The sequence below is a fragment of the Thermomonas alba genome, assembly GCF_022419205.1.
Classification (GTDB): Bacteria; Pseudomonadota; Gammaproteobacteria; order Xanthomonadales; family Xanthomonadaceae; genus Thermomonas; species Thermomonas alba.
In genome coordinates this window covers 1-2,409 of the sequence record NZ_JAJOZU010000019.1, presented here as the reverse complement: position 1 = coordinate 2,409, position 2,409 = coordinate 1, and the positions used below count along the sequence as shown (strand labels likewise).

General features: G+C 58.7%; 1 protein-coding gene. It reads left to right on the top strand.

Translation table 11 applies throughout. The features are described from left to right. Nucleotides 1–17: 17 nt before the first annotated feature. Nucleotides 18–2,409: calcium-binding protein (locus ML342_RS11495; protein ID WP_275672483.1), on the top strand; the 2,392-nt coding region annotated here is incomplete at its 3' end.

Sequence of the window (2,409 nt, the reverse complement as noted above, 5' to 3'; positions counted from 1 at the left end):
ATGGCACGGTGTGGACGATGACCACGCTGCAAGGGCCTGGCATCGTGACCGCAGGTAGCGATGGCGATGACATCCTGAGCGGCTATTCCGGCAAGGATATTCTGCTGGGCGGCGCGGGCAACGACACGATCATTGGCAGCAGCAGTGACGAGCTGTACGGCGGCGAGGGTGACGACACCTTGAAGGTGGATGCCTACGCCCAGAATGCGGTGTTTGTGGGCGGTGCTGGCAACGACACGATGGTAGGTGGTTACTTCTCGGATCGTTACGAGTTCAATCTTGGTGATGGTCAGGACACGATCCGGGAAATCAATGGTGGCTATACCAACACGGACGTGCTGGCGTTCGGGGAAGGTATCGCGGCGTCTGATATCCGGGTATTCCGCGAGGGCAACGACTTGGTGTTCCAGCACGTCAATGGCACCGACTCGGTGCGGATCAAGGATCAGTTCAACGGTACGGCGTGGAATACGGGGCAGCAGATCGAGCAGGTAACGTTTGCCGATGGCACCGTGTGGACGATGGCCACGCTGCAAGGACCTGGCATCGTGACTGCGGGTAGCGACGGCGACGATACCCTGAGCGGCTATTCCGGCAAGGACATCCTGCTGGGCGGTGCCGGCAACGACACGATCATTGGCAGCAGCAACGACGAGATGTACGGCGGCGAAGGTGACGACACCTTGAAGGTGGATACCTATGCCCAGAATGCGGTGTTTGTGGGCGGCAAGGGCAACGATACCCTGATCGGCGGCTATTACTCTGACCGCTACGTGTTCAACCTTGGGGACGGCCAGGACACGATCCAGGAAATCAACGGCGGTTATACCAACACGGATGTGTTGGCGTTCGGGGAAGGTATCGCGGCATCCGATATCCGGGTGTTCCGCGACGGCAATGACCTAGTGTTCCAGCATGTCAACGGCACCAACTCGGTGCGTATCAAAGGCCAGTTCAACGGTTCGGCGTGGAACACCGGACAGCAGGTGGAGCAAGTGACTTTCACCGACGGCACAGTGTGGACGGTGTCGAATTGGATGGCCAATGGACTGCCTAATTACGGCACCGACGGAGACGATGTGCTGTTGGGGCAGGATGGTAAAGACATCATTGATGGCGGTGCCGGTAACGATACCCTGCTGGGATATGGTGGGGATGACATTCTGTATGGCGATGCCGGCGATGATGTACTGGATGGCGGAACCGGCAGCAACAAGCTGTATGGCGGCGAGGGCGACGACACGCTGAGGGTGGATATTTATGCCCAAAACAACCTGTTTGTTGGCGGTACGGGCAACGATACGCTGATTGGTGGTTATTACTCCGACCGTTATGTGTTCAATCTTGGCGACGGCCAGGACACAATTAGGGAAATCAACGGTGGCTATGCCAACACGGACGTGCTGGCGTTCGGTGAAGGTATCGCAGCGTCCGATATCCGGGTGTTCCGCGAGGGCAACGACCTGGTGTTCCAGCACGTCAATGGCACCGACTCGGTGCGCATCAAGGATCAGTTCAACGGTTCGGCGTGGAATACGGGGCAGCAGATCGAGCAGGTGACGTTTGCCGATGGCACGGTGTGGACGGTTGCGAGCGTCCAGGCAGCAGGCATCACGATCCTGGGTGGCGACGGTGATGACACCCTGAGTGGCTATTCCGGCAAGGACATCCTGCTGGGTGGCGCGGGCAACGACACGATCATTGGCAGCAGCAGTGACGAGCTGTACGGCGGCGAGGGTGACGACACCTTGAAGGTGGATGCCTACGCCCAGAATGCGGTGTTTGTGGGCGGTGCTGGCAACGATACGCTGATCGGCGGTTATTACTCAGACCGCTACGTGTTCAACCTTGGTGATGGTCAGGACACGATTCAGGAAATCAACGGTGGTTACACCAACACGGACGTGCTGGCGTTCGGGGCGGGTATTTCAGCGGCTGATATCCGAGTGTTCCGCGAGGGCAACGATCTGGTGTTCCAGCATGCCAACGGCGCTGACTCCGTGCGGATCAAGAACCAATTCACGGGTTCGACGTGGAATACGGGGCAGCAGATCGAGCAGGTGACGTTTGCCGATGGCACGGTGTGGACGATGGCCATGTTGCAAGAGCCCGGCATCGTGACTTCGGGTAGCGACGGCGACGATACCCTGAGCGGCTATTCCGGCAAGGACATCCTGCTGGGTGGCGCGGGCAACGACACGATCATTGGCAGCAGCAGTGACGAGCTGTACGGCGGCGAGGGTGACGACACCTTGAAGGTGGATGCCTACGCCCAGAATGCGGTGTTTGTGGGCGGTGCTGGCAACGATACGCTGATCGGCGGCTACTTTTCGGATCGTTATGAGTTCAACCTTGGTGATGGTCAGGACACGATCCGGGAAATCAATGGTGGCTATACCAACACGGACG